This window comes from Pseudomonas sp. ANT_H4 (assembly GCF_008369295.1).
In the GTDB taxonomy this organism is placed as follows: domain Bacteria; phylum Pseudomonadota; class Gammaproteobacteria; order Pseudomonadales; family Pseudomonadaceae; genus Aquipseudomonas.
Genome location: NZ_VOBG01000003.1, coordinates 168,303 through 189,888, shown reverse-complemented (window position 1 = coordinate 189,888; position 21,586 = coordinate 168,303). Strand labels below are relative to the sequence as shown.

Annotated in this window: 13 protein-coding genes; 7 read left to right on the top strand and 6 right to left on the bottom strand. The window is 60.2% G+C overall.

Annotation, left to right across the window (positions count from 1 at the left end; all coding sequences use genetic code 11):
- The first annotated feature begins 21 nt into the window (after positions 1–21).
- Positions 22–1,290, top strand: coding sequence for an O-acetylhomoserine aminocarboxypropyltransferase/cysteine synthase family protein (locus tag FQ182_RS05470; RefSeq protein ID WP_149411212.1), 1,269 nt, complete (start codon positions 22–24; stop codon positions 1,288–1,290).
- Here FQ182_RS05470 and FQ182_RS05465 read toward each other — a convergent pair whose 3' ends face one another.
- The 4 genes from FQ182_RS05465 to FQ182_RS29700 form a co-directional block, all read right to left on the bottom strand.
- Positions 1,291–2,004 (bottom strand): DUF4123 domain-containing protein, encoded by a 714-nt coding sequence (locus tag FQ182_RS05465; RefSeq protein WP_149411213.1) that lies wholly within the window; start codon positions 2,002–2,004, stop codon positions 1,291–1,293.
- A complete protein-coding gene (gene tssI / locus FQ182_RS05460) occupies positions 2,001–4,061 on the bottom strand; it encodes a type VI secretion system tip protein TssI/VgrG (RefSeq protein WP_149411214.1) in 2,061 nt (686 codons plus the stop codon). Before tssI ends, FQ182_RS05465 begins: the two co-directional genes overlap by 4 nt.
- A 210-nt stretch (positions 4,062–4,271) precedes the next feature.
- Positions 4,272–5,756, bottom strand: a complete 1,485-nt coding sequence (gene putP / locus FQ182_RS05455) for a sodium/proline symporter PutP (RefSeq protein WP_149411215.1) — start codon at positions 5,754–5,756, stop codon at positions 4,272–4,274.
- Positions 5,757–5,879: 123 nt separating this feature from the next.
- Positions 5,880–6,134, bottom strand: coding sequence for a hypothetical protein (locus FQ182_RS29700; protein WP_178114390.1), 255 nt, complete (start codon positions 6,132–6,134; stop codon positions 5,880–5,882).
- An 81-nt stretch (positions 6,135–6,215) separates the two neighbouring features.
- On the opposite strand from FQ182_RS29700, the gene putA reads away from it, so the two are divergent.
- Both putA and FQ182_RS05445 read left to right on the top strand, forming a co-directional pair.
- Positions 6,216–10,169, top strand: coding sequence for a trifunctional transcriptional regulator/proline dehydrogenase/L-glutamate gamma-semialdehyde dehydrogenase (gene putA, locus FQ182_RS05450; protein ID WP_149411216.1), 3,954 nt, complete (start codon positions 6,216–6,218; stop codon positions 10,167–10,169).
- Positions 10,170–10,441: 272 nt separating this feature from the next.
- On the top strand, positions 10,442–12,244 hold the full coding sequence (locus tag FQ182_RS05445; RefSeq protein WP_149411217.1) for an acyl-CoA dehydrogenase: 1,803 nt from the start codon (positions 10,442–10,444) through the stop codon (positions 12,242–12,244).
- Positions 12,245–12,253: 9 nt separating this feature from the next.
- On the opposite strand, the gene FQ182_RS05440 is transcribed toward FQ182_RS05445, so the two are convergent.
- Together FQ182_RS05440 and FQ182_RS05435 are read right to left on the bottom strand one after the other, a co-directional pair.
- Positions 12,254–12,556, bottom strand: coding sequence for a cell division protein ZapA (locus tag FQ182_RS05440; protein WP_149411218.1), 303 nt, complete (start codon positions 12,554–12,556; stop codon positions 12,254–12,256).
- Positions 12,553–12,783: a hypothetical protein gene (locus tag FQ182_RS05435; RefSeq protein ID WP_149411219.1), complete on the bottom strand. Its 231-nt coding sequence runs from the start codon at positions 12,781–12,783 to the stop codon at positions 12,553–12,555. The genes FQ182_RS05440 and FQ182_RS05435 overlap by 4 nt, the downstream gene beginning before the upstream one ends.
- A 274-nt stretch (positions 12,784–13,057) precedes the next feature.
- On the opposite strand from FQ182_RS05435, the gene FQ182_RS05430 reads away from it, so the two are divergent.
- The 4 genes from FQ182_RS05430 to selO all read left to right on the top strand — a co-directional run bounded on the left by FQ182_RS05430 (position 13,058) and on the right by selO (position 21,528).
- On the top strand, positions 13,058–14,683 hold the full coding sequence (locus FQ182_RS05430; RefSeq protein WP_149411220.1) for a methyl-accepting chemotaxis protein: 1,626 nt from the start codon (positions 13,058–13,060) through the stop codon (positions 14,681–14,683).
- Positions 14,684–14,807: 124 nt separating this feature from the next.
- Positions 14,808–16,550: a potassium/proton antiporter gene (locus FQ182_RS05425; RefSeq protein WP_149411221.1), complete on the top strand. Its 1,743-nt coding sequence runs from the start codon at positions 14,808–14,810 to the stop codon at positions 16,548–16,550.
- Between the two features lie 82 nt (positions 16,551–16,632).
- Complete coding sequence (gene mscK, locus FQ182_RS05420) at positions 16,633–20,016, top strand: mechanosensitive channel MscK (protein WP_149411222.1); 3,384 nt, start codon at positions 16,633–16,635, stop codon at positions 20,014–20,016.
- 48 nt (positions 20,017–20,064) lie between these two features.
- Positions 20,065–21,528: a protein adenylyltransferase SelO gene (gene selO, locus FQ182_RS05415; RefSeq protein ID WP_149411223.1), complete on the top strand. Its 1,464-nt coding sequence runs from the start codon at positions 20,065–20,067 to the stop codon at positions 21,526–21,528.
- Positions 21,529–21,586: the final 58 nt, after the last annotated feature.

Genomic DNA, 21,586 nt, shown 5'->3' with positions numbered 1-21,586 from the left:
CCAAGGAGGTCAACAACGCTCATGAAAGACGCCACTATCGCCCTGCACCACGGCTTCAAGTCGGACCCGACCACCAAGGCCGTTGCCGTGCCGATCTACCAGAACGTCGCCTTCGAATTCGATAACGCCCAGCACGGCGCCGACCTGTTCAACCTGGATGTTCCCGGCAACATCTACACGCGGATCATGAACCCCACCAATGACGTGCTGGAACAACGCATGGCAGCCCTGGAAGGCGGGATTGCTGCCTTGGCCGTATCGGCTGGCAGCGCGGCGATTCATTATGCGATCCAGACCCTGACCCGCGCCGGCGACAACATTGTCACCACTCCACAGCTTTACGGCGGCACCTATACCCTGTTCGCCCACCTGCTACCGAGTTTCGGTGTCGACGTGCGCTTTGCCCGAGACGATTCGGCCGAGGCCATCGCCGAGCTGATCGATGACAACACCAAGCTGGTGTACTGCGAAAGTATCGGCAACCCGGCGGGCAATATCATCGACATCGAAGCCCTGGCCGACGTCGCCCACGCCCGTGATGTACCGCTGATGGTGGACAACACCGTGGCTACGCCGATCCTGTGCAAGCCGATCCAGTTCGGCGCCGACATCGTCGTGCACTCGGTGACCAAATACGTTGGCGGCCACGGCAACTCCTTGGGTGGCGTGATCGTCGACAGCGGCACTTTTCCCTGGACGAAATATCCGGAAAAATTCCCCGGCCTGAACCAACCGGAGCCGGCCTATCACGGCGTGGTCTACACCGAAAAATTCGGCCCGGCGGCGTTTATCGCCCGCGCCCGTACCGTACCGCTGCGCAACACCGGTGCGGCATTGGCACCGATGAACGCCTTCTTGCTGCTGCAAGGCCTGGAAACCCTGGCGCTGCGCATGGAGCGCCATACCGAGAACGCGCTGAAGGTTGCGCAGTTCCTGCAAGGTCATGCGCAGGTCGAGTGGGTCAGCTACGCCGGCCTGCCGGATCACCCACACCATCATCTGGCACAGAAATACATGCAGGGCAAACCTTCGGCGATTCTGTCCTTCGGCTTGAAGGGCGGCTTTGATGCCGGCGTGCGCTTCTACGATGCTCTGCAAATTTTCAAGCGCCTGGTGAACATCGGCGACGCCAAGTCCCTGGCTTGCCATCCTGCCTCCACGACCCATCGGCAGATGAATGAGCAGGAACAGGCCAAGGCCGGCGTCAGGCCAGAAATGATTCGCCTGTCGGTGGGTATTGAAGCTATTGAAGACCTGATCGAGGACTTGCAGCAGTCGCTCAATGCCTGATCAACCCAGCTCGGCGGTGAGGTAGGCGGCCAACGCCCGCTGATCACCGCCAGGCTTGCGCACAAAATACGCGACCTTGTGCTTCAAGGTCGTGATCGCGAACGCCTGATGCAGGTCCGGTCGCTCCTCTTCCAGCCATTGCAGCAGGTTGTCCACCAGAGGAGCGGTCGAATGCTCGCCCAACTGCTTGAGAACCTGTGGCGGAACCTCCCACCAAGGGCTGGTCCCCACAGCGCCTGCCAATGCTCCGGCAACTGCATGGTGTTGACCATTGATCCAATACCGCCCGAATACGGGAATCACCCCACCCGCCTCAGGCCCGAGCGCCTCCAGGACAGGCAGTAGATACGTCCCGTCCCAAAAGCGAAAAAACACCACCTGCCCCTCTGGCAACAGCACCTTGGTCAGGCTGCGCAGATGATCGACAACGGTTTGTAAAGGGCAGGACGATACGCCCAGCCAGCCCCAGTCGGCGGCCTCGCATTCAGCGACCCAATCAAGAAAGGGACTGTCAGCGACAACCACCGCGACATAGGGCATGACCTCCTCCCACGCCCCATACTCGCTGTTGGCCCAGACGGAACTGGGCAAGCCGCCGCCGGCCAGCCGCCAGGCCTCAACCGGTTTGCATTGGCTGGCATTGCCCAATATGGCGAACAACTGCTCACCGGCCTGCAAAGGTTCGCGGGCCAGCCAATCACGAGGGCTGGTCATAAAGAGGCTCCGCTCAACGGCGCGCCACGATACGGCGGGGAGTTGCACACGCCGCTCTTGCAGCGCTCGCACTCCTCACAAAACGGCGCGCGGCGCTTGAGGCTCACTACCTGTGCCACGCTCAACGGCGCCGCCAGGACGGCCAACAAAGCCTTCTGGACACCTGGCAGCAATGGCGCAGTCACCACCCCTGCCTGGGGCGCACCGCCAATCTGAATCGGCGAGCTGCTGAAAATCCCGCCCGCCGACACCGTAATCCACTGGCCTCCCGCTTGCAGGGTCACGCTGGCGCCCCCGTCGACGACAATCTGCTGCCCGGCACTCAAGTGAATCTTCTGCCCCGCCTGCAGCGAGTGACTGGCCAGTTGCACCTGCTGTGCCCCGGCAATCACCAGATGATCATCCTGCTTGAGTTCAGTCAGGCGATTGCCATGGGTAACGCGCTGCTCCTCACCGTGCAGCTCATGGCGCGATTGGCCACTGACCTTCACGCTGCGCCGGTTATCCACTTGCAGGCGCTGATCGTGCAACACGTGCTGGGTCCAGTCGCGCTGGGCACGCAGGTAGATTTCCTCGGCGCCCTTGCGGTCTTCGATGCGCAGTTCGTTGTAGCCACCGCCACCGGGGCTGCTTTGGCTACGGAAGATGCTGCGGGTTTGGTCTGCCGGCAAATCTAGGGGCACCAGCGTCGCCGCGTTGGCCAGACAGCCAACCACCAGCGGCATATCGGCATCACCATTGATGAAACCGACCAACACCTCCATGCCCACCCGAGGGATCAACACTGCGCCGTAATGCTCATGAGCCCAACCGCTGGCAACCCGCAGCCAACAGCTTGAATGCTCGTCGTATGCACCGCCTCGGTCCCAGGCCAACTGCACCTTGACCCGACCGTATTCATCGCAGTGAATTTCACTGTCCACTGGCCCGGTGACTACCGCGTTCTGGTACCCGCAGATCGGCGCACGAGGTGCCGGCAGAGGCGCACGAAATGGCACATCCCAAGGCGTGGCGGTGAATTGGTTGCGATAACCCTGACACCAACCATCATCCGCCGTATCGGTAACAGACTCCTCCAACACCTGGGGTTGCTTACCCTCATGGGTCACCTGCGTCACCAGCCACAAATCATTCCACTCCTGGCGAGGGTGCCCTGCCAGTTTGAGAAACTGGCCGCTCACCAGCGACGATTGATCACCACTACCATGAGCCAGCCGATAGTCGCTGCGGTGACGCTCCAGGGCGCGTTTCGCCAGGTATTTGCCGTGGGGGCGATCGGTAAAGTGGCCTGGATAATCGTGATCTTCCAGAGAAGGAAGCTGCTCACCGAGGGCTTCGCTTTCCAGCTCCAGACGCGGTTTTCGAAAGTTGTAATCGCGCAGGTTCACACCCGTTGTCCGGGTCTCCAGACGCACCGAAAAGCGGTTGATCACCGGTGTATCAGCCACCATCCCGGAACCGGGCGCGTATTGGGTTGGCTGGTCACCTTGGGCAAACACAGTCTGGTCATCACCAAACACCAACAGGTGGCCCTCTGGGCGGTGCTGGAAGTGATAGTGAATTCCCGACTCGGCACACAGCCTCTGAACAAACGCCAAGTCGGTTTCATCGAACTGCACGCAGTACTCACGCTCGGGATAAACACCCCCCACCCGGAACTCAAAGGCATCGCTCTGAATCCCCTGCCCCTCCAGCACCAGCGCGATGATCTGTGGCACGCGCTTGTGCTGGAAAATACGCTGGTGGCTGCTGTGTTTCAGATAGGTCAACTGCGGCACCAGGCTGATCTGATAGCGGGTCAGCCGACGGCCCGCGTCACCTTGAGCAACCCGGTAGAGCAGACCATGAATGCCATGCCCCTGAGCGTCGAAGCCAAGGAAAGCCTGACGATGCAGCAGGCTTTCCAGATCAAGGTCTGGCTGTTCGCTGACCAGCTCCAGATCAAAGCAGTAGGGCTGGCTGATGGCTTCCTCCCCTCTGAATTCGAGGACCTTGAGGTCGCTGGGTACACCATCGAGGGTCAGGGTAAAGGCACTTTGATTGGCAGGAGCGAACATCCGGTGTTTCTCTGCGAGTGATAGGCGAGGGATTCTGCACCAGCCATTTACCGAACTGAACGCGCGGCGAGCAATTCAGTAAATCCCTACGCTGCGAGCGCCTGAGTCCTCGGATCACCCGCCTGAATCACGCCCATAAAAAACGGCCCGCCATCCAAAGAATGTGGGCCGTTTTCAATTCAGCGGGCAATCAATGCCCCACCAGAACCATTACTTGTTGAGTTTGAAATCCTTCTCGGCCGCATCAAAGCGCTCAACCATGCCAGCACTCGGCGCGCCCATCTTGCTCACGAAGTAGATCGCCAGGCTGGCGAAGATGAAGCCTGGGATGATTTCGTACAGGCCGAGCAACTCAAAGTGCTTCCAGACGATCACGGTGATCGCGCCGACCAGGATACCGGCCAGTGCGCCGTCGCGGGTCATGCCTTTCCACAGGACCGAGATCAGCACCACAGGACCGAACGCAGCGCCGAAACCGGCCCAGGCGTAGCTAACCAGGCCCAGTACACGGTTTTCCGGGTTGGCGGCCATGGCGATGGCGATCAACGCAACCAGCAGCACCATTGCACGACCGACCCACACCAGCTCAACCTGGGAAGCGTTCTTGCGCAGGAAAGTTTTGTAGAAGTCTTCGGTCAGGGCGCTGGAGCACACCAGCAACTGGCAGCTCAAGGTGCTCATCACGGCAGCCAGGATGGCCGACAGCAGCACGCCAGCGATCCATGGGTTGAACAGCAGCTTGGCCAGTTCGATGAACACCCGCTCAGGATTCTCGGTCACAGGGCCGGCGACTTCCGGGTGTGCCGAGAAGTAGGCGATACCGAAGAAGCCCACCGCCACGGTGCCGCCCAGGCACAGGATCATCCAGGTCATGGAGATGCGTCGGGCATTGGCAATCGACTTCACCGAATCCGCCGCCATGAAACGCGCCAGGATGTGCGGTTGGCCGAAGTAACCCAGGCCCCAGCCCATCAGCGAGATGACGCCGATGAAGGTGGTGTTTTTCAGCATGTTGAAGTTGTCAGGGTTCTGCGCTTCGATCGCCAGGAACGTGGTATCGACGCCGCCGGTGGCCAGCAGCACGATGACCGGCGTCAGCAACAGCGCGAAGATCATCAGCGTGGCTTGTACGGTGTCAGTCCAGCTCACTGCCAGGAAGCCGCCGACAAAGGTGTAGGCGATGGTCGCAGCAGCACCGGCCCACAGCGCGGTCTCGTAGGACATGCCGAAGGTGCTTTCGAACAGGCGGGCACCGGCAACGATGCCGGAAGCGCAGTAAATGGTGAAGAACACCAGGATCACCACCGCAGAGATGATGCGCAGCAGACCACTTTTATCTTCGAAACGGCTGGAGAAGTAATCCGGCAGCGTCAGCGCGTCGCCGTTGTGCTCGGTCTGTACCCGCAGGCGACCGGCGACAAACAGCCAGTTTAGGTAGGCACCGACGATCAGGCCGATGGCGATCCAGCTTTCCGACAGGCCGGACATATAGATCGCGCCGGGCAAGCCCATCAGCAACCAGCCGCTCATGTCCGAGGCACCGGCCGAGAGCGCGGTAACCACGCTGCCGAGGCTGCGACCGCCAAGAATGTAATCGGAAAGGTTGTTGGTGGAGCGATAGGCCATGAGGCCGATCAGCACCATTGCCGCGATGTAGATCACAAACGTGATCAAGGTGGGATTACTTACACTCATTGAGTTACGCCCTGGCATTGTTTTTATGTAGCGGCGGTCTGTCAGGACGGCTACCAACGATTTAGGTTGGTAGACGAAGCTGCATGCCGCGCATTTATGACTGACGTTTCCCCAGGAAAGCCATCAGCCGATGAACCGAACTTTACAGCTGGTTGCACCTTGGCCGCGAATGCTATTCAACAAAGCAAATAAGGTGCAACCAGTTTTTTGAGAATAAGTTGCACCTCGCTGTTTTTTTCGGCAAACGGCTTGTTCTTGCTCCTTTTTGGAGTAAAAACAGCAAAATCCAGAAGCAAATGCACCAACAAAAGCCGATTTGGTCGAGTTGAGATTTTTTCCTGACGAGCAGCGCTCTTTTCCGAGAAAAAAGGGTTGCACCCGGTTGCACCTCTTTCAGCGCGAAGCTAATCTTGCCGCCAGCTAATGCCGCGCAGTAGTGGCACCCATGAGGATAAAAATATGGCTACGACCACCCTTGGGGTCAAACTTGATGACCCAACCCGCGAACGCCTCAAGGCCGCCGCGACCTCCATTGATCGCACGCCGCACTGGCTGATCAAGCAGGCAATTTTCAATTACCTGGAGAAACTTGAGGGTGGTGCAACCCTGAATGAGCTCAATGGCTTGAGCAGCAAGGACGCCGACGATGCCGGTGAGGTCCAGAACGACCACGCCCATCAGTGCTTCCTGGAGTTCGCCGAGAGCATCCTGCCGCAATCGGTACTGCGCGCCTCGATCACCGCCGCTTACCGCCGCCCTGAGCCGGAAGTGGTGCCGATGCTGATCGAGCAGGCTCGCCTGCCGCTGCAAATGGCTGAAGCCACCAACAAGCTGGCCGCCTCGATTGCCGAGAAACTGCGCAATCAGAAGAGCGCAGGCGGCCGGGCCGGTATCGTGCAAGGCCTGCTGCAAGAATTCTCCCTGTCGTCCCAGGAAGGCGTGGCACTGATGTGCCTGGCCGAAGCGCTGCTGCGCATCCCGGACAAAGGCACTCGCGATGCACTGATCCGCGACAAGATCAGCACCGGCAACTGGCAGCCGCACTTGGGCAACAGCCCGTCGTTGTTCGTCAACGCTGCCACTTGGGGCCTGCTGCTAACCGGCAAACTGGTCGCCACCCACAACGAAACAGGCCTGACTTCGTCCTTGAGCCGCATTATCGGCAAGAGCGGCGAGCCGATGATCCGCAAGGGCGTCGATATGGCCATGCGCCTGATGGGCGAGCAGTTCGTCACCGGCGAAACCATCGCCGAAGCCCTGGCCAACGCCAGCAAGTTCGAAGCCAAAGGCTTCCGTTATTCCTACGACATGCTCGGTGAAGCAGCACTCACCGAACACGACGCGCAGAAGTACCTGGCCTCGTACGAACAAGCCATCCACTCGATCGGCAAAGCCTCCCACGGTCGCGGGATTTATGAAGGCCCGGGCATCTCCATCAAGCTTTCGGCACTGCACCCTCGCTACAGCCGCGCCCAATACGAGCGCGTGATGGACGAACTGTACCCGCGCCTGCTGTCCCTGACCCTGCTGGCCAAGCAATACGACATTGGCCTGAACATCGATGCCGAAGAAGCCGACCGCCTGGAGCTGTCGCTCGACCTGCTGGAACGCCTGTGCTTCGAGCCGCAACTGACCGGCTGGAACGGCATCGGCTTTGTGATCCAGGCTTATCAGAAACGTTGCCCGTATGTGATCGACTACGTGATCGACCTAGCTCGTCGCAGCCGTCATCGCCTGATGATCCGCCTGGTAAAAGGCGCGTACTGGGACAGCGAAATCAAGCGTGCCCAAGTGGAAGGCCTGGAAGGCTACCCGGTATACACCCGCAAGGTGTACACCGACGTTTCCTACATTGCCTGCGCACGCAAACTGCTGTCGGTACCGGAAGTCATCTACCCGCAGTTCGCCACCCACAACGCCCACACCCTATCGGCGATCTACCATCTTGCCGGTCAGAACTATTACCCCGGCCAGTACGAGTTCCAATGCCTGCACGGCATGGGTGAACCGCTGTACGAACAAGTTGTAGGCAAAGTTTCAGAAGGCAAGTTGAACCGTCCGTGCCGCGTGTACGCACCGGTCGGTACTCACGAAACACTGTTGGCGTACCTGGTGCGTCGCCTACTGGAAAACGGCGCGAACACTTCGTTCGTCAACCAGATTGCCGATCAGTCCATCTCGATTCAGGCGCTGGTGGCCGATCCAGTGGCCAGCATCGAGCGGATGGCGACGCAGGAAGGCGGCCTCGGTCTGCCGCACCCGCGTATCCCGCTGCCGCGTGACCTGTATGGTGCCGAGCGCGCCAACTCCGCGGGCATCGACCTGGCCAACGAACACCGTCTGGCGTCGCTGTCCTGCGCCCTGCTGGCTTCCGCGCATAACAACTGGAAAGCCGCACCGATGCTCGGTTGCCCGTCGAGCAACGAAGCTGCTGCTCCGGTGCTGAACCCGTCCGATCACCGTGACGTGGTCGGCCACGTGCAGGAAGCGACCGTCGAAGACGTCGACAACGTCATCCAGTGTGCCCTGAAGGCCGCGCCGATCTGGCAGGCCACTCCGCCCGCCGAACGCGCCGCGATCCTTGAGCGTGCCGCCGACTTGATGGAAGGCGAAATCCAGCCGCTGATGGGCCTGCTGGCCCGCGAAGCCGGCAAGACCTTCGCCAACGCCATCGCCGAAGTGCGCGAAGCCGTGGATTTCCTGCGTTACTACGCGGTGCAGGCACGCAACGATTTCACCAACGATGCCCACCGCCCATTGGGCCCAGTGGTCTGCATCAGCCCGTGGAACTTCCCGCTGGCGATTTTCAGTGGCCAAGTGGCTGCCGCATTGGCCGCCGGCAACCCGGTACTGGCCAAGCCTGCGGAACAAACGCCGCTGGTCGCCGCCCAGGCCGTGCGCCTGTTGTTGGAAGCCGGTATCCCGCAAGGCGTGCTGCAACTGCTGCCGGGCCAGGGCGAAACCGTCGGTGCCCGCCTGGTGGGTGATGATCGCGTCAAGGGCGTGATGTTCACCGGCTCCACCGAAGTCGCGCGCTTGTTGCAACGCAATGTCGCTGGTCGCCTGGATGCCCAGGGCCGTCCGATTCCGCTGATCGCCGAAACCGGTGGTCAGAACGCAATGATCGTCGACTCCTCGGCGCTGACTGAACAAGTGGTCATCGACGTGGTGTCCTCGGCCTTCGACAGTGCCGGTCAACGCTGCTCGGCCCTGCGCGTACTGTGCTTGCAGGAAGATTCGGCAGATCGCGTGATCGAAATGCTCAAAGGCGCGATGGCTGAATGCCGCCTCGGCAACCCTGAGCGCCTATCCGTAGATATCGGCCCGGTGATCGACGCCGAAGCCAAGGCTGGCATCGAGAAGCATATCCAGGCCATGCGCGACAAAGGTCGCACCGTGTACCAGGTAGCGATTGCCGACGGCGAAGAAGTCAAACGCGGCACCTTCGTGATGCCAACCCTGATCGAACTGGAAAGCTTCGACGAGCTGCAACGGGAGATTTTCGGCCCGGTGCTGCACGTGGTGCGCTACAAGCGCAAAGAGATCGACCAACTGATCGCACAGATCAATGCGTCCGGCTACGGCCTGACCCTGGGCGTGCACACCCGTATCGACGAGACCATCGCCAAGGTGATCGACAACGTCCATGCCGGTAACGTCTACGTCAACCGCAACATCGTCGGTGCAGTGGTCGGCGTGCAGCCATTTGGCGGCGAAGGTTTGTCGGGTACGGGACCGAAGGCTGGTGGCCCGCTGTACCTGTACCGTCTGTTGTCGACTCGCCCTACGGACGCGATCGAGCAATCCTTCGTTCGTGGGGATGCACTGGCCGCACCGGATGTTCGCCTGCGCGATGCCATGAGCAAGCCTTTGAGCGCCCTGCAAGCCTGGGCTGACAGCAGCAAACTGGTGGAACTGAGCGCGTTGTGCGTGCAGTTCGCTACGCAATCGCAAAGCGGTATCACCCGCCTGCTAGCTGGCCCGACCGGCGAGCGCAACAGCTACGCCATCCTGCCCCGTGAGCACGTATTGTGCCTGGCGGAAGTGGAAGGCGATTTGCTAACACAACTGGCTGCCGTGCTGGCTGTAGGCAGCTCGGCGGTGTGGCCGGAAGCTGAATTGACCAAGGCACTGTTCGCACGTTTGCCGAAGGAAATTCAAGCGAAGATCAAGCTGGTGGCCGACTGGACCAAGGACGAAACCGTGTTCGATGCCGTCCTGCATCACGGCGACTGCGACCAACTACGCGGGGTTTGCCAGCAAGTGGCCAAGCGGGGCGGGGCGATTGTCGGGGTTCATGGCTTGTCTTCGGGCGAAACCGGGATTGCCCTGGAGCGCCTGGTGATTGAGCGGGCGTTGAGTGTTAACACCGCGGCGGCGGGCGGTAACGCCAGCTTGATGACTATCGGTTAAATAAAGTGCTTGTTGTAGCGAGCGGGCTTGCCCGCGTTGGAGCGCGAAGCGCTCCAAAAACCAGCCATCGAGATCTACCTGAAAACACTCGGTGACTGGTTTTGGGGCTGCTACGCAGCCCAACGCGGGCAAGCCCGCTCGCCACAACGACCCACTCACTATACTGATGTAATCATCGCCTCGTTCTGCCCCTCCATCACCCACATCAATCTTGCTATCCAGCCTCTATTTGCGCACTTAGACTCGGCCCATTCCCACACAGGTAAGCCGCCATGTCCGAGATGCTGCTCAGTTCCCGCAATCTGGCTTTCGAGCTGTACGAAGTCCTCGATGCCGAGGGCCTGACCCAGCGTGAGCGGTTTGCCGAACACAACCGCGAAACCTTCGACGCCGCCATCGGCACCGCCCGCAGCATTGCCGAGAAGTTCTTCGCCCCGCACAACCGCAAGGGTGACGAGAACGAGCCGCGCTATGAGAACGGTCAGGCGATTCTGATTCCCGAAGTGAAATCGGCCGTCGATGCTTTCCTCGAAGCAGGCTTTCTCAACGCCGCCCGCAGTTTCGAAGCCGGTGGCATGCAGTTGCCAACCTTGCTGTCCCAGGCCTGTTTCGCCCACTTCCAGTCGGCCAATGCCGCCTCGACCTCGTATCCATTCCTGACCATGGGCGCAGCCAACCTGATCGAAAGCTTCGGCACCGAGGAGCAGAAACAACGCTTCCTGCAACCCATGATCGAGGGCCGTTTCTTCGGCACCATGGCCTTGACCGAGCCCCACGCCGGCTCATCGCTATCGGATATCCGCACCCGCGCGGAGCCTGTGGCTGACGGCACTTACCGACTCAAGGGCAATAAGATCTTTATCTCCGGCGGCGATCACCCACTGTCGGAAAACATCGTACATATGGTGCTGGCCAAGCTGCCAGACGCGCCAGCCGGAGTGAAGGGTATTTCGCTGTTTATCGTGCCCAAATTCCTGGTCAACGACGACGGCAGCCTGGGCAAACGCAATGACGTGCTGCTGGCCGGGCTGTTCCACAAGATGGGCTGGCGCGGCACCACGTCCACAGCACTGAATTTCGGCGATAACGGCGACTGTGTCGGCTATCTGGTGGGCAAACCCCATCAAGGCCTAAGCTGCATGTTCCAGATGATGAACGAAGCGCGGATCGGTGTCGGCATGGGCGCGGTGATGCTCGGTTACGCCGGCTACCTGTATTCACTGGAGTACGCCCGCGAGCGTCCGCAAGGCCGCCTGCCGGACAGTAAAGACCCGAACACCGCGCCGGTCTCGATCATCCAGCACGCCGATATCAAGCGCATGCTGCTGACGCAAAAGGCTTACGTGGAGGGCGCCTTCGACCTGGGCCTGTACGCGGCGCGGCTGTTTGATGACACCACCACCCTGGCAACCGAAACGGAGCGCAAGCAGGCCCATGAGCTGCTGGACCTGCTGACGCCCATCGTCAAATCGTGGCCATCGGAGTTTTGCCTGAAGGCCAACGAACTGGCGATCCAGATACTCGGCGGCCATGGCTACACCCGTGAGTACCCGGTGGAACAGTACTACCGCGATAACCGCCTGAACCCGATCCATGAAGGTACCCATGGCATTCAGTCCCTGGATTTGCTCGGGCGCAAACTGGCGCAAAACGGCGGCGCGGGTTTGAAGCAACTGATTCGCCTGATCGCCGAGACCGGCGCCAGGACGCAGAAATATCCGTCACTCACAGCCCTGCGCGAACCTTTGGAGCAACTGGTGACGCGCCTGCAGAGCGTTACCCTCGGGTTGTTGACCGACCTCGCCCAGGGCAAGGTCAACAGTAGCCTGGCGAACTCGGCGCTGTACCTGAAAGTATTCGGGCATACGGTGATCGGCTGGCGCTGGCTGGAACAGGCGATTCGTGCCGAGGAAGGACTGGAGAAGGGCAATGCAGCGGATATCGCCTTCTATAAAGGCAAGCTGCAAGCGGCCCGGTACTTCCTGACATGGGAAGTACCGGGCTGCCATCATGAACTGGCGATTCTTGAGGCACGGGATGATACGTGCCTGGGTATGCAGGATGAGTGGTTCTAACCGGGCAAATCAGGGTTGCCCGATGGCCTTGGAAATCACCTCGACCGTGGCGCTGACTTGCTCTTGGTAACGGTCGAGTGCCTGCTGGTGACCCTTTTGCATTTCGATCTGCTCGGCGCACAGGTTCAACGCCGCCAGCACCAGTAATTTGTCACCGATCAGGGTTGGGTACTTTTTCTTGGTGGTGGCCAATGACGCCTTGAGCATCGTCACGGCGCTCATCAGGGTGCTGCCTTCCCCGTCAGGTGCCTTGATCGAATAATCCTCACCGAGAATCGAAACGACCTTTATCCCCTCGGCGCCCTGATTCATGCGCTGACAGGACCTGCGCTCACACGCTCAACCAACGCTTGAATACGCGCGGCGGCGGCGCCCTGCTTTTCTTCCTGTTCCATCAGATTCAGTTGCAGACTGTCGTTCTCATCCTTGATGCGGGCCATTTCTGCCTTGAGGCTTTCATTGGTGCCCAGCAGGTCTTGGTTCTGCTGTACGAGGTCACTGACAAGTTGTTCCAGCTGGCTGAGGGATGCTTCTAACATTTTGATTTCTCGGGCTTTTTAAAAGGGCGGTGACGATAAAGAAAATTCACCTTGGAAGCCAGGGATATCCTGGCGCGGGGCCTTGATTATACGGGTCAAGCCACGCTTTGGAGCCTTAGTGACTGCTTTTGTACCATCTGGTTCCTGAATCCACTCCAACACCCCTCAACTGCGACAAAAGCGCACACCCCATCAAGACTTTAGTCGTATGACCGATAGGTCATGGACAACCCGTCTCAAAGCGCGCCGATCGCGCTTTACCCAGGATCACAGCATGTCTCTTCGTAATATGAATATCGCTCCGCGAGCGTTTCTCGGCTTCGCGCTCATTGGTGCGCTCATGTTGTTTCTCGGTGTATTCGCCCTGAACCAGATGAGCAAGATTCGCGCGGTGACCGAAGACATCACCTTGAACAGCGTGCCAAGCATCCGAGCCCTGGATGAGTTCACTCAGTTGACCCTGCGTTTGCGGGTGCTGTCCTACCGCTTGCTGACCAATCGCGAACCGGATGTGCAGCAAAAGACCCTGGAAGCCTTTGAACTGCGCAATCAGCAGATCCGTACTGCCCAGGGTGCCTACGAAAAACTGATTGAGGGCAGCGAAGAGCGTGCGGCGTACGATGAATACATACGCCTGCTGGGGCAGTACCGCCAGATTGAAGAACGGATGAAGAGCCTGTCCCGGACCAATCAGGTAGAAGAGTTGAGCGCACTGCTCAACACCGAGCTGCTGAGCAACTCCGAACAGGTCAATACCGTCCTGACCCGCCTGCTGGACATCAACAACAGGATGGCCATCGACAGCAACCTGCAGGCCGAAGACCAATATGATTCGGCCTTCAACCTAGTGGTAGCCCTGTTGCTCCTGGCCACCACGCTAACCATGCTGTTCGCCTGGCTGTTGACCCGCAGCATCACTCAGCCAATTGCCCAGGCCTTGAGCGCCGCCGAAGACATCGCCGAAGGCAACCTGACGCGACCAATCAAGGTCGATGGCGACGACGAAGCCGGACGCTTGCTGCTCGCCATGTCGAAGATGCAGGAAAAGTTGCGCGACACCTTGCAGCGTATTTCCGGCTCGGCCACCCAGTTGGCCTCCGCAGCTGAAGAACTGAATGCCGTCACCGATGAAAGCGCCCGTGGCCTGACCCAGCAGAACAATGAAATCGAACAGGCCGCCACCGCCGTCAACGAAATGACCAGCGCCGTCGAAGAAGTGGCCCGCAATGCGGTGAGCACTTCCGAGGCCTCGAAAAATGCCACGTCCTCCGCCGGTGATGGCCGTGACCTGGTGCAGGAAACCGTCAGTGCCATCGAGCGCATGAGCAGCGATGTGCAGGCAACCGCCATATTGATTGGCCACCTGGCGGAAGAATCCCGGGATATCGGTAAGGTGCTGGACGTCATTCGTGGCCTCGCCGACCAGACCAACCTGCTGGCATTGAACGCAGCGATTGAAGCCGCCCGCGCCGGGGAAGCCGGCCGTGGGTTTGCTGTGGTCGCCGATGAAGTGCGCGCCCTGGCCCATCGCACCCAGCAGTCCACCAGCGAAATCGAGCGTATGATCGGCAGCATTCAGTCTGGCACCGAGCATGCGGTGGATTCGATGCGCAACAGCACCGAACGCGCCGAGTCGACGCTGAACATCGCCAAAGGCGCGGGGATGTCCCTGGACACCATCAACACCGCCATCGTCGAGATCAACGAACGTAACCTGGTGATCGCCAGCGCTGCCGAAGAACAGGCGCAGGTGGCCCGTGAGGTAGATCGCAATCTGGTGAACATTCGTGATTTATCGGTGCAATCGGCTACGGGCGCCAGCCAGACCAGTGCGGCGAGCAGTGAGCTGTCGCGTTTGGCGGTGGATCTGAATGGGATGGTGGGGCGGTTCCGCCTTTAATTGAACTGAACACCCACCCTCAAAACCTTTTTGACAGCGCAGCAATTCAACAGGTTAGAATCACTGGCACGCAGACTGCATGGTCAGTTTGCGCCCAGTTTTTCTTGCTTATGGAGTACTGCCTTTGAATGCGACGACCATCAACAGCCTGTTCTTGATCGGCGCGTTGCTGGTAGGTGCGAGCATTCTGGTGAGTTCTCTTTCGTCCCGCCTGGGTATCCCGATCCTGGTGATCATCCTGGCCGTGGGCATGCTCGCCGGCGTCGATGGCGGCGGCATCATCTTCGATAACTACCCGACCGCCTATCTGGTGGGCAACCTGGCCCTGGCAGTAATCCTGCTGGACGGCGGCTTGCGCACAAGGGTGGCGAGTTTTCGTGTGGCACTGTGGCCGGCCTTGTCGCTGGCGACAGTGGGGGTGTTGATTACCACCGGCCTCACCGGGATGGCCGCCGCTTGGCTGTTCGACCTCAACATCATCCAGGGCCTGCTGATCGGCGCCATCGTCGGCTCAACGGATGCGGCAGCAGTGTTCTCACTGCTGGGCGGCAAGGGCCTGAACGAACGGGTCACCGCCAGCCTGGAAATCGAATCCGGCAGCAACGACCCGATGGCGGTGTTTCTCACCGTAACCCTGATCGACATGCTCGCCAGCGGCCAGACCGGTTTGCACTGGAGCCTGCTGGGCCACCTGATCCGCGAGTTCGGCATTGGCGGCATCATCGGCCTGGGTGGTGGCTGGCTGATGCTGCAGATGGTCAACCGGATCAACCTGGCCAACGGCCTGTACCCAATCCTGGTGATTGCCGGTGGCCTGTTTATCTTCGCCATGACCAACGCCCTGCACGGCAGCGGCTTCCTCGCCGTGTACCTATGCGGCCTAGTGATCGGCAATCGTCCGGTGCGCAGCCGTCATGGCATCCTGCATATGCTCGACGGCATGGCCTGGCTGGCGCAGATCGGCATGTTCCTGGTGCTGGGCCTGCTGGTCACGCCCCATGACTTGCTACCCATCGCCCTGCCGGCCCTGGGCCTGGCGCTGTGGATGATCCTCTTTGCACGGCCGCTGTCGGTGATGGTCGGCCTGCTGCCGTTCAAGGCCTTCCATGATCGCGAGAAAGCCTTTATCGCCTGGGTTGGCCTGCGCGGGGCGGTGCCGATCATTTTGGCGGTGTTCCCGCTGATGGCCGGCCTGCCCCACGCCCAGCTGTACTTCAATCTGGCGTTCTTTATCGTGCTGGTGTCGTTGCTGGTGCAGGGCACCAGCCTGCCGTGGGTCGCCAAGTTGCTGAAAGTGACGGTACCGCCGGAGCCTGCGCCTATTTCCCGGGCAGCCCTGGAAGTGCACGTCACCAGCGAGTGGGAGCTGTTCGTCTACCGTCTCGGTGCGGAGAAATGGTGCATCGGGGCCGCCCTTCGCGAGCTGAAAATGCCCGAAGGTACGCGCATCGCCGCGCTGTTTCGCGGCCAACAACTGCTCCATCCGTCGGGTAGTACGGTGCTGGAAGTCGACGATTTGCTCTGCGTGATCGGCCATGAACACAACCTCGCGGCCCTCGGCAAACTGTTCAGCCAAGCACCGCAACGGGGCCTGGACCTACGCTTCTTCGGCGACTTCGTATTGGAAGGCGACGCCCAGCTGGGCGCGGTTTCGGCACTGTACGGGCTCAAGCTTGAAGGCATCGATCCGGACATGCCGCTGAGCCGCTTCATCACCCAGAAAGTCGGTGGCGCGCCGGTAGTGGGTGACCAGGTGGAGTGGAACAACACCATTTGGACCGTCGCAGTGATGGACGGGAACAAGATCGGCAAAGTCGGCGTCAGATTCCCCGAAGGAAGTCGCACGGGTCCCGGACTCTTCCTCTAAACTCTGCCTGTAAATTTCGGTGCGATGACGCGCATTCGACGTCAGGACACCCCTTATTTTTCACCTAGCTCGACCGGTATCCATGACAACCCTGCGCACTTTTTTAGCTACCGCCCTGTTTGGCTTAAGCCTTTGTGTCAGCGCCGTACACGCCGCCGACCCACCCAGCGTCGACGCTGTCCAGCAAACCCTGGACAAGCTGCCTGACCGCAAGTTGCCCGATGCGGACATGAAGGCCCTGCAAGCGATCCTGCAGCAAACCCTGACGCTGCTCGGCAACAAGCAGGATTACGAGCAGCGCCTGGCCGACCTCAAACGCCAGTTGGCAGACGCCCCGCGCCAGACCACGGAAAACCAGCGCGAGCTGATCCGGCTCAAGGCCACCAAGGTAATTCCGGTCGCCCAGCGTTATGCCACCTTGCCCATCCCGCAACTCGAACAACTGCTGGTGCAGCGCACCACCCAGCAAGGCGACCTGCAAAAGGACCTGGCCGACGCCAACAGCCTGACCATCGCCGCCCAGACTCGCCCCGAGCGCGCCCAGACCGAAATCAGCAGCAGCCAGACGCGCATCCAGCAAATCAACACCATCCTCAAGGCAGGCAAGGACAACGGCAAAAGCCTCAGCGGCGACCAGCGCAATCAGCTGAACGCCGAACTGGCGGCCCTCAACGCCTTGATCCCCCTGCGTCGCCAGGAACTGGCGGGCAACAGCCAATTGCAGGACCTGGGCAACAGCCAGCAGGACCTGGTCCAGGAAAAGACCGCGCGCCTGGAGCAGGAAATCCAGGACCTGCAAACCCTGATCAACCAGAAACGTCTGGCCCAGTCCCAGGAAACCGTCACCCAACAGTCCATCGAAGCGCAGAAGTCCGGCGGCAGCAGCTTGCTGGCGACCGAAAGCTCGGCCAACCTGAAGCTGTCCGACTACCTGCTCAAGAGCACTGACCGCCTCAATGAACTGACCCAGCAGAACCTGCAAATCAAGCAGCAACTGGATACCGTGACCCAAAGCGACTCGGCACTGGATGAGCAGATCAACGTGCTCAAGGGCAGCCTGTTACTGTCGAAGATTCTCTATAAGCAGAAGCAGGCATTACCGCGCCTGAAGGTCGACCGCGACCTGGCGGACGACATCGCCAACATTCGTCTGTATCAGTTTGAGGTCAACCAGCAGCGCGAGTTGATCAACCCGCCCAGCGCCTACGTCGACAACCTGCTGGCGACCCAGCCGGCCGACCAGGTCACCCCGCAACTGCGCCGCACCCTGCTGGAACTGGCCATCACCCGCGCCGACCTGCTGGAACGGCTGAACCGCGAACTGAGCGCCGCCCTCAACGAATCCATCACCCTGCAACTGAACCAGAAGCAGCTGTTCAGCACCGCTTCCAGCCTGCGGGCGACCCTCGACGAACAGATGTTCTGGATCCCCAGCAACAAGCCGCTAGACGTCGAATGGCTGGAAACCGTGCCCAAGCGCCTGGAAAAACAAGTCACCACCCTGCCCTGGGCCTCCAGCATCAGCGAGCTCTACGACGGCCTGACCCAGCGCCCACTGCTGTTCCTGCCGCTGCTGCTGTTGATCGGCGCGCTGCTGTGGCGACGCAGCCACCTGTACGACCGACTGAAAAAGTTCCACCTGGACATCGGCCACTTCAAGCGTGACAGCCAATGGCACACGCCGATGGCGATCCTGGTGAATATCCTGCTGGCAATGCCCGTGGCGCTAGCCTTGGCGCTATGCGGCTATGCCCTGCAAATCGACGCCCGCGGGCAAAACGCCAACCTTGGCGTGGCCCTGTTGCAGATCGCCCAGGCGTGGCTGGTGTTCTACACCGCCTATCGGATCCTGGCGCCGGGCGGCGTGGCCGAGCTACATTTCCGCTGGGAAAAACCCCAGGTTGAATTCCTCCAAGGCTGGATTCGCAAGCTGGGGCTGGTGGTACTGGCGCTGGTGGCCGTGGTGGCCATCGCCGAGCATCAACCGGCGGCGCTGGCTGACGATGTGCTGGGCATCGCCGTGGTACTGACCTGCTACGCGCTGATGGCGTGGCTGCTCAGTCGCCTGCTGCTCAACAGCCCGACCCATGAGAAAGCCTCGCTGTTTCGCAAGGTCGTCGGCGTGCTATTTACCGCACTGCCCGTCGCGCTGTTTATCGCCGTGTGCTTCGGTTACTACTACACCGCCCTCAAGCTCAGCGACCGCCTGATCAACACCCTGTACCTGCTGATGTTTTGGCTGGTGATCGAAGCCACCTTCGTCCGTGGCCTGGGGGTTGCCGCGCGGCGCCTGGCCTATTCACGCGCCTTGGCCAAACGCCAGGCCGCCAAGGAAGCTGGTGACGGCGACGTGGTGATCGAGGAGCCGACCCTGGACATCGAACAGGTCAATGAACAGTCGATGCGACTGATCCGTCTGGCCCTGCTCGGCGGCTTTATCGCCGCGCTGTACTGGGTCTGGTCCGACCTGATCTCGGTGTTTTCCTACCTCGACAACATCACCCTCTACGAATACACCAGCGGCACCGGCGCCAATATCAGCATGGTGCCCATCAGCATCGGCGACTTGTTGGGGGCATCGATCATCATCGGCATCACCTTCGCTCTGGCGCGCAACCTGCCAGGGCTGCTGGAAGTGTTGGTGCTGTCCAAGCTGGACCTGGCCCAGGGCAGCGCCTACGCCACCACCACCCTGCTGTCCTACGTAATTGCCGGTATCGGTTTTGTCTCAACCCTGTCCACCCTTGGGGTGAGCTGGGACAAGTTGCAATGGCTGGTGGCGGCACTGTCGGTGGGCCTGGGCTTCGGCATGCAGGAGATCTTCGCCAACTTCATCTCCGGCATCATGATCCTGTTCGAACGCCCGGTGCGCATCGGCGACACCATCACCATCGGCAACCTGTCGGGCACGGTGAGCAAAATCCGCATCCGCGCCACCACCATCACCGACTTCGACCGCAAAGACATCATTGTCCCGAACAAGACCTTTATCACCGGGCAACTGATCAACTGGTCGCTGACCGACACCATCACCCGGGTCACCCTGAAACTGGGCGTGGACTACGGCTCCGATCTGGATCTGGTGAAAGAACTGCTGCTCAAGGCCGCCAGGGAAAACCCGCGGGTACTGAAGGAACCGGAACCTCTCGTGTACTTCCTGAATTTCGGTGAAAGCACCCTCGACCACGAGTTGCGCATGCACGTGCGTGACCTGGGGGACCGCAACCCGGTGCTCGATGAGGTCAACCGCTTTATCAACCGCGAGTTCAAGAAGCAGCACATCAATATCTCATTCAGGCAGATGGAGGTTTACCTGAAAAACCTCCATGGCCAGGAATACAAGCTGGTGCCGGTGGAAGACGACAACAAGACCATCCTGGCGCCCGTCAGCGACCAGGACGCGCCCAAGCCAACACTCGGCAAAGTTGAAGATGCGCCGCAACCGCCAACCAGTAAACTCGACTAACCGTGCTATCCCCAGCAGAATGCTCGGACATTCTGCTGGAGATGGCCGTTGAAAGCTCTCGACGAACTGACCTTCGACAACCGCTTCGCCCGTCTGGGCGACGGCTTCTCGACCCATGTGCTGCCCGAGCCCATCGACGAGCCGCGCTTGGTCGTGGCGAGCAAGGCCGCCATGGCCCTGCTCGACCTTGACCCCACTATTGCCGAAACCCCGGTGTTCGCCGAACTGTTCAGCGGCCACAAGCTATGGGCCGAGGCGGAACCACGGGCGATGGTCTATTCCGGGCATCAATTTGGCTCCTACAACCCACAACTGGGGGATGGACGGGGCCTGCTGCTTGGCGAGGTCTACAACGAAGCCGGCGAACACTGGGACTTGCACCTCAAGGGCGCCGGGCAGACGCCTTACTCGCGCATGGGCGATGGCCGCGCAGTATTACGCTCGTCGATTCGTGAGTTTCTTGCCTCTGAAGCGCTGCACGCCCTGGGCATTGCCAGTAGCCGCGCCCTGTGCGTGATCGGCTCTACCACCCCGGTATGGCGCGAGAAACAGGAGCGCGCCGCCATGGTTCTGCGCCTGGCGCCGAGCCATGTACGCTTCGGGCATTTCGAATATTTCTACTACACCAAGAAGCCCGAGCTGCAGAAGCAATTGGCTGAACACGTTTTGTCGCTGCACTTCCCCAAGTGCCAGGAACAGCCCGAGCCGTATCTGGCGATGTTCCGCGAGATTGTCGAGAGCAACGCCGAGTTGATCGCCAAGTGGCAGGCCTACGGCTTCTGTCATGGCGTGATGAACACCGACAACATGTCGATCCTTGGCATCACCTTCGACTTCGGACCGTTCGCATTTCTGGATGATTTCGACGCGCAGTTCATCTGCAACCATTCCGACGACCAGGGGCGTTACTCGTTCAGCAATCAAGTGCCGATTGGCCAGTGGAACCTCAGTGCATTGGCCCAGGCATTGACGCCGTTTATCAGCGTCGACGCCTTGCGGGAAACCCTTGGCCTGTACCTGCCGCTGTACCAGGCCCACTACCTGGACCTGATGCGACGTCGACTAGGCTTTACCTGCCCCGAAGAGGATGACCAGACATTGGTGGAGCGCCTGCTGCAACTGATGCAAGGCAGTGGCGTTGACTACACCTTGTTCTTCCGCCGACTGGGGGATGAATCCGCTGCGCTGGCCGTGGCGCGGTTACGGGATGACTTCATGGACCTCAAGGGCTTTGATGCATGGGCTGATCTGTACAAGGCTCGTGTTGCGCGGGAAGCCAATGGCGGTGAAGAACAGCGGCGTGAGCGGATGCACGCAGTGAACCCGCTGTATATCCTGCGCAACTACCTGGCGCAGAAGGCCATCGAGGCTGCTGAATCAGGGGACTACACCGAAGTTCGCCGGCTGCATGAGGTGCTGAGCAAGCCCTTTGAAGAGCAGCCGGGGATGGAGCAATACGCGCAACGACCACCGGATTGGGGCAAGCATTTGGAGATCAGTTGCTCTTCATAACTTCGACTTAATTGACATCCTCACCCAGCGCATGCGTCATTGATACCGCACCTTGATA